The sequence below is a fragment of the Mangrovibacterium sp. genome, from assembly GCF_059905295.1.
The window spans coordinates 1-6,467 of sequence record NZ_JBZQJF010000231.1 but is presented as its reverse complement, the minus strand read 5'-3'; the positions used below and the strand labels follow the sequence as shown (position 1 = coordinate 6,467).

Annotated in this window: 7 protein-coding genes and 1 pseudogene; 4 read left to right on the top strand and 4 right to left on the bottom strand. The window is 45.2% G+C overall.

Annotation, left to right across the window (positions count from 1 at the left end; genetic code table 11):
* Window positions 1–426: 426 nt before the first annotated feature.
* Window positions 427–663, top strand: a complete 237-nt coding sequence (locus tag AC37HE_RS12260; protein WP_500783133.1) for a hypothetical protein — start codon at window positions 427–429, stop codon at window positions 661–663.
* Window positions 664–963 (top strand): type II toxin-antitoxin system RelE/ParE family toxin, encoded by a 300-nt coding sequence (locus tag AC37HE_RS12255; RefSeq protein WP_500783132.1) that lies wholly within the window; start codon window positions 664–666, stop codon window positions 961–963.
* Between the two features lie 151 nt (window positions 964–1,114).
* Here AC37HE_RS12255 and AC37HE_RS12250 read toward each other — a convergent pair whose 3' ends face one another.
* From AC37HE_RS12250 to AC37HE_RS12240, 3 genes are all read right to left on the bottom strand, one after another.
* A complete protein-coding gene (locus tag AC37HE_RS12250) occupies window positions 1,115–1,483 on the bottom strand; it encodes a YccF domain-containing protein (protein WP_500783131.1) in 369 nt (122 codons plus the stop codon).
* Window positions 1,484–1,591: 108 nt separating this feature from the next.
* A complete protein-coding gene (locus tag AC37HE_RS12245; protein WP_500783130.1) occupies window positions 1,592–2,977 on the bottom strand; it encodes an MATE family efflux transporter in 1,386 nt (461 codons plus the stop codon).
* Between the two features lie 132 nt (window positions 2,978–3,109).
* The gene (locus tag AC37HE_RS12240) at window positions 3,110–3,847 is read right to left on the bottom strand and encodes an MBL fold metallo-hydrolase (RefSeq protein ID WP_500783129.1); all 738 of its coding nucleotides are present in this window, start codon (window positions 3,845–3,847) and stop codon (window positions 3,110–3,112) included.
* A 151-nt stretch (window positions 3,848–3,998) separates the two neighbouring features.
* On the opposite strand from AC37HE_RS12240, the gene AC37HE_RS12235 reads away from it, so the two are divergent.
* Both AC37HE_RS12235 and AC37HE_RS12230 read left to right on the top strand, forming a co-directional pair.
* Entirely contained in the window at window positions 3,999–4,820 is an 822-nt protein-coding gene (locus tag AC37HE_RS12235; RefSeq protein ID WP_500783128.1) for a hypothetical protein, read from the top strand.
* Between the two features lie 123 nt (window positions 4,821–4,943).
* Window positions 4,944–6,248 carry a glycoside hydrolase family 3 protein gene (locus tag AC37HE_RS12230; protein WP_500783127.1) on the top strand — a complete coding sequence of 435 codons (1,305 nt, stop codon included), beginning with the start codon at window positions 4,944–4,946 and terminating at the stop codon, window positions 6,246–6,248.
* Window positions 6,249–6,302: 54 nt separating this feature from the next.
* On the opposite strand, the pseudogene AC37HE_RS12225 reads toward AC37HE_RS12230, so the two are convergent.
* Window positions 6,303–6,410, bottom strand: a pseudogene (locus AC37HE_RS12225) (glycoside hydrolase family 3 C-terminal domain-containing protein); the annotation flags it as partial.
* Window positions 6,411–6,467 lie beyond the last annotated feature (57 nt).

Here is a 6,467-nt window from a genome sequence, read left to right as displayed (position 1 = left end):
TTTATAGATCAGGGGCTGTTGCGGGTGTCTGGTTACTGGGTTCTCGTTACTAGTTACTAGTTACTCGTTACTGGTTATTGCGACTGCGACTGACCACTTTCCTCCAGCTCCCTTTTGAAATTTGGGATTTAAAACCTTGAATTTGTGTCAACTTGCAGTTTGAGGCTAGAACCTTGAGGCTCCCTCAATCCTTCATTCCATCTATCCTTCAATTGTTATATCTGTCACTGGTAGCACAGCGAAGCCATCTTCAGCTACATTACACATTAGCAACAGATCGCTTCGTCCTTCGTCCTATGACGATCGTAGTCTGGTTAAAAGTAAGGATCAATATCAGTCTCTCACCATCACTCACTCAGTCTTTGTGTTTAAATTCAAATAGAACAAGGTCGGATTATTTTGTATTTTTACAAAAAACATCTAGATATGGATATTCAATCATTGAAACTGGATCTTGTTGCCAAAATTTTAAACACTGAAAAAACGGCATTGCTTTTACAGATTGAAAAAATATTTGAAAAGGAGTACGAAATGGATTGGTGGGATAAGTTGCCTGCCGAGGTGCAACAAGCTATTATGGAAGGTATCGAAGATGTCTCGAAAGGGAATACCTTTTCACACGAAGAAGTCGTACGTGAAGCTCAACAAAAATACGGTTTTTAAATGGATATCATTTGGTCGGCAAAAGCCAGACTTACCTATTTCAAGGTAATGGATTATTTGCAGGAAAACTGGACCAGGAATGAAATGATTCAGTTTGCTAAAAGGACCGAGATTGTTATTCGAGCCATAAAGAAGAATCCTGATATTTTTGTTCACTCCGGAAGACACCAAGATATTCACAGGGCTTTTATCGATAAGAATAATTCACTTTTTTACCAGGTAGATAACGCGAATCAACGGATATACCTCCTTAGTTTTTTCGATAATCGACAAGATCCCCAACAACTGAATATTTCCTAGCCAAGCTCTACTGTTAAAACCTGGGCACCAAAGAGTGCTTAGAACCAAATCAAACAGCAACAGTGCTCCAGCTATTTTAAATATAGGAGGGAGCACGCAAGGCTACCCGAATTAAGCCCCTGCGGGGCCGGAATGCTACGACTGATCACTGTTAAACCACTCGTCGGCCAAATGGCGTTAGTGCCAGGCTCATTAATTTGAAATGTTGCTTGGCAAAAGGGATACCAATAATGGTTATGCCGAACAGAATACCGAAAACCAAGTGTGTTAAGGCAATCCAGATACCGCCGATCAGCAGCCAGATGATGTTCATGATGGTTGAAAGGCAACCGGGCGCGTAATCCATGTATTCAATTCGGGTGCCGAAAGGCCATAAGGCTAAAAGCGATAGTTTAATGGCTTGTATTCCGAACGGAATGCCGACAATGGTGAGGCACAGCAAAAGGCCGGCAACCAGGTACTCGAAAAAGATGAGGATACCACCGAAGATAATCCAGATGAGATTTCCCAATAATGACATGATTTGGTGTTTTAGATTTACAATCGAAAGTAGCTAAAACACTTGATGATCTATACCTCCTATTCGGTAAAAAGCCTGAAATGATAGGTGAACGAATAGCAATTTTGCTTAGACTTTCCTTAATTTCCATTTTCCGCGTCGAAAAACGAGAACGCCGATGATGGTCAGCAATGATTCGGAGAATACAATGGACAGCAAAATGCCATGAATTCCCAGTTTTCCGGAGATTGCAAGCAGGTAAGCCAGGGGGATTTCAATTAGCCAAAAGCATACGAGATTGATTTTAGTAGGAGTGATGGTATCGCCGCTTCCATTGAATCCTTGAACGACGACCATTCCTAAAGCGTAGAAAATAAATCCGGTTCCCATCCAGAGCAAGGTTGTTACGCCGTTTTCTATAACCACTTTATCGGAGATGAATAGGCGAACTAAAGTTTCGGGAAATAAAAGGATGATGAGGGCTATGATCGCCATCATAATGACATTTACCGCTCCGGTAATCCATACCGAACGTTCGGCCCGTTCCGGTTTGTGGGCTCCCAGATTTTGTCCTACCAGCGTTGCTGCGGCATTGGATAATCCCCAGGCCGGAAGTAGCGCAAAAATGACGATCCGAATAGCGATCGTGTATCCCGCAAGTGTCTCGGCACCAAAAAACGAGATCATTCGTACCAGTGCGATCCAGCTGGAGGTTGCCACCAGGTATTGGAAAATACCACCAACCGACAAGCGCAATAATTTTAACATGACCTTTAGGCGAATACTGAGGTTCCGAATGTCGAGATGAATTCGTCCGTTTCCTTTAAACAGGATATAAAACTGGTACAGCACAGCGATTCCCCGTCCGGTGGTCGTTGCCAGGGCAGCCCCTTTCAACCCTAAAGCAGGAATTGGGCCCCAGCCAAAGATCAGCAGCGGATCGAGAATCAGGTTTATCAGGTTGGCCAACCATAATACACGCATTGAAATTGCAGCATCGCCGGAACTTCGGAATACCGCATTGATGATGAAGAGCAGCATGATCACCAAATTGCCACCAAACATGACCATCGGGTAATAAAACCCATCTTCAGCCATTTGCTCGCTGGCCCCCATGAGCTTCAGGAACTCTTTGGCAAATAAAAATCCAGGAATGGCGACTATAAAGGAGAAGATTGCTCCAACCAATATTGCCTGGAAGGCGGCATTCCCGGCTTTACGCGGTTCTTTTTCACCAACCCTGCGGGCAACAAGTGCTGTTGTTGCCGTGCTTAGCCCGATACCTACCGCGTAAACAATGGTCATCACCGATTCGGTAATGCCGACCGTGGCCACCGCATCGGCCCCTAATCGCGATACAAAAAAGATATCAACTACTGCAAACACCGATTCCATCACCATTTCCAAAATCATGGGAACAGCCAGAAGAAAGATGGCTTTCCCGAGGCTGGTTTCTGTGAAATCGCGCTCACTGCCGGCAATGGCTTCTTTTATATCCTGCCAGAGCGATCTCAATGAAATTGTGTGTCTTTTCGACCTGTAGTTTTGCTCCAATTCGGGGTTCATCAAGTCCGATTATTTTCATGCTAAAACAATATTCCGGAGCTGAAGTTGCTGGTCGCAGAAAATATTTTGAGCCGCAGTTGCCTATCGAATCCGAACTTCTGTATTGGGAAGGGCAACTTTCATCTTTTCAACAAGCGAGTCGAGTTTGATATTGTAATGTACCGGGTAAACGATCTTGGGATTTAGCTTTTTAGCAACTTTCACAAACATATCCTCATCCATAACAAAAGGGAGCATCATGGGGATAAAAGCAATATCCGGTTTCATGAAAAAACGCATTTCATCGATATACTCGGTGTCGCCGGCAATATAAACTGTTTTGTCTCCAAATACCAGGAAGTATCCATTTCCATCGCCTTTGGGGTGATAAGGCACACCGTCGGGGCGCAGGTTTACCACATTGTATGCCGGAACTGCTTTGATGTAGATTTCCTTAAAAGTCGTTTGTTGTCCGTTTTCGAGAAACTCACCAAAATCCATCTTCGTCATGCAGGATTTCGAAGCAATTACCTTGGTGTCGTATTTCGATAAAAACTTGATGACATTGGTATTCAGGTGATCGCGGTGTTCGTGTGTAATTAAAATCAGATCGGCCTTGGGGAGCATGCTGATGTCGCCCACGTTGGGAATCGGATCAACGTAGATGTTCAGGTGGTTAAAGGTGAAATGATAGAAACAGTGACCAATGACCGTAATTTCGAGATCACCTTTTGATGTTGGAACAACATCCTTGATCCGGTATTGTGATTTTGCTTTTTGGGGCCATAAAGCACCAAATGCAATAAAAAGGCTGACTGTCGTTAGTTTGATTAGTTTCATGGGGCACTAAAATATCAAAATAAAAGCGATCGGGAAAGTGCTGATTGTAAATTTTAGCTAATGCGACTGTGGATATTTCGGGGATTAATTCATTTGACTGAACTTCACCCTTGCCGATCTGTTTTTATCAGTATTGCTTAAGCTGTCACTTATGAAATACTATTTGTTTTTTTTGCTTCCCGGTTTCCTTTTGCTCCTGTCGGCCTGCCATTATCAAACAGCTCCCGACCCGGCAGGCGTGTCTGATTCTGTTGCTGAATCTGAAATTACGCTTGGAGGTATACTGGCTGAAACAATTGAGAATCTACCCGGCGAAAATCAAGAGACAACTCCAGCACAGATCACCGGTCATACATTAATTACCGAACTCAAAAGTAAGCTTGTGCAATTCAAAAAAGCCGGAACGAAGCATCCGTCGGATAATTTTATGGAAGAATGGCGAAAGCAGCAACAGGAGTTCAGCCTGGAGAGTGACAGTTTGAATGAGCCTGTCCTGGCAGAGTGGCTTCAACTGAATGAAGATCTGCTGAGGTATTTCGGAGAGGTTTGCTTTGCCGATGAGTTGGAGAAAATTTTCTACAATAGTCGTTCCCCGGACATCGTAAATGACAGCATGATTAAGCAAGTCTGTTATACCCGGCGTTACGATCGTATTTATGTGAATTTATATAGCCCCTCAACATTCGATTTTGAGCATACAACAGGTGGTCATGTGCGGCTGATTCAGGAAACTAATTATCCGAATGTAGGTCACGTTAGTTTCAAGTTTGAAGTTGAAGACAAGCGGTATGTCGACCTGTTTATTCGGATTCCGGAATGGGCTGAATTTTCCTCGGTCACAGCCAAAGGGGTGAAGTATCCTGTTTATCCAGGGCAGTACACCGAGGTTGCAACCAAGTGGCAAAGCGGAGACAAGGTTGAGGTGGTTTTAGGTCAAAGGTATCAAGCCCACGCGAAAGGATTCATGCGGTAGCAGTGCAAACGAGGGGCTGAAAAGCTGGTTGCAGATGAAGATATTTGTGTGTTTTGATTTCGAATATCTATCCGAAAAATTATATTTGCATAACAGAACAAACCAGAACAGACAACCAATACGATGAAAAAAATTACCTTGCTATCCTTGTTGTTTTTAGGAATTAACTTCGTCCTAAGTGCACAACAGTCTTACCCGTACCAAAATTCAGATCTTCCTGTTAAAACACGGGTTGATGACCTCGTTTCCCGGATGACCATTGCTGAAAAAATCAGCCAGCTGATGGATGAAGCTCCGGCCATTGATCGGCTGGGAGTGCCGCAATATAACTGGTGGAACGAATGTTTACACGGGGTTGCCCGTGCCGGGTATGCAACCGTATTTCCGCAGTCCATTTCAATTGCTGCATCCTGGGACCAGGATCTTGTTTTCGATGTGGCATCTGTTATTTCCGATGAAGCGCGGGCAAAACACGAGGAGTTTGTTCGGCGTGGAGAACGGGGTATTTACCAGGGGCTGACTTTCTGGTCGCCCAATATTAATATTTTCCGGGATCCGCGTTGGGGCCGGGGACACGAAACTTATGGTGAAGATCCATACCTGACCGGACAAATGGGACTGCAGTTTGTTCGTGGTCTGCAGGGTGACGACGATACATACCTGAAGGTCGTTGCAACAGCCAAGCACTTTGCAGTACACTCGGGTCCCGAGCCTTTACGGCACGAGTTTGATGCCGAGGTGAGCGAACGTGATTTGCAGGAAACTTATCTGCCGGCTTTTCGCGAGCTGGTGGTCGATGGAGGTGTGTACTCCGTCATGGGGGCTTATAACCGTTTCCGTGGCGAGGCGGCTTGTGCCAGTTCCGAGCTTTTCGATATTCTGCGAAATAAATGGCACTTTGGTGGTTATGTGGTTTCGGACTGTGGTGCTATCGCCGACATCTGGAAGTACCACAAAGTGGTGCCCGATGCTGCCCATGCCGCAGCTTTGGCTGTGAAGGCCGGTTGCGACCTGAATTGTGGCAGCACCTACAAAGCCTTATCAGAAGCTGTTGAGGAAGGGCTGATTAGCGAAGCGGACATTGATGTTGCTGTGAAACGCTTGTTTACAGCCCGCTTTAAATTGGGCATGTTCGATCCGATTGAAAAAGTTGCCTATGCACAAATTCCTTTTTCGGTGAATAATAGTGCAGCCCATAACACGCTGGCTCGCCAGGCGGCCCGCGAAAGTATTGTGTTGCTGAAAAATGACCAGAAGACCCTGCCGTTTTCAAAGGATATTCACACTATTGCTGTTATTGAAATATTCCGCCTTCAGGCCCTGCTCTCCGTCGGCCGTTTGAAGGTAGATCGAAGGCACCGGATGCATCTCGGGAATCCCTTCAGCCAAATCACTCCCTTGGGCATAAAGAACTTTCACCTGAGGTGATAACTTGTTCTGAATACCCTTTAAAACAGTTACCGGATCACTCGGCACTCCGCTGTAATTTCCCCATAGCGACTCTACGTCATCAGCATTGGGGCCAATAACAGCAATAGTGTGAATATCCTTTGAAAACGGCAGGGTCTTCTGGTCATTTTTCAGCAACACAATACTTTCGCGGGCCGCCTGGCGAGCCAGCGTGTTATGGGCTGCACTATTATTCAC

Coding starts and splice junctions, on each gene's coding strand:
- AC37HE_RS12260 (WP_500783133.1), top strand. CDS start 427: ATGGATATTCAATCATTGAAACTGGATCTTGTTGCCAAAATTTTAAAC.
- AC37HE_RS12255 (WP_500783132.1), top strand. CDS start 664: ATGGATATCATTTGGTCGGCAAAAGCCAGACTTACCTATTTCAAGGTA.
- AC37HE_RS12250 (WP_500783131.1), bottom strand. CDS start 1,483: ATGTCATTATTGGGAAATCTCATCTGGATTATCTTCGGTGGTATCCTC.
- AC37HE_RS12240 (WP_500783129.1), bottom strand. CDS start 3,847: ATGAAACTAATCAAACTAACGACAGTCAGCCTTTTTATTGCATTTGGT.
- AC37HE_RS12235 (WP_500783128.1), top strand. CDS start 3,999: ATGAAATACTATTTGTTTTTTTTGCTTCCCGGTTTCCTTTTGCTCCTG.
- AC37HE_RS12230 (WP_500783127.1), top strand. CDS start 4,944: ATGAAAAAAATTACCTTGCTATCCTTGTTGTTTTTAGGAATTAACTTC.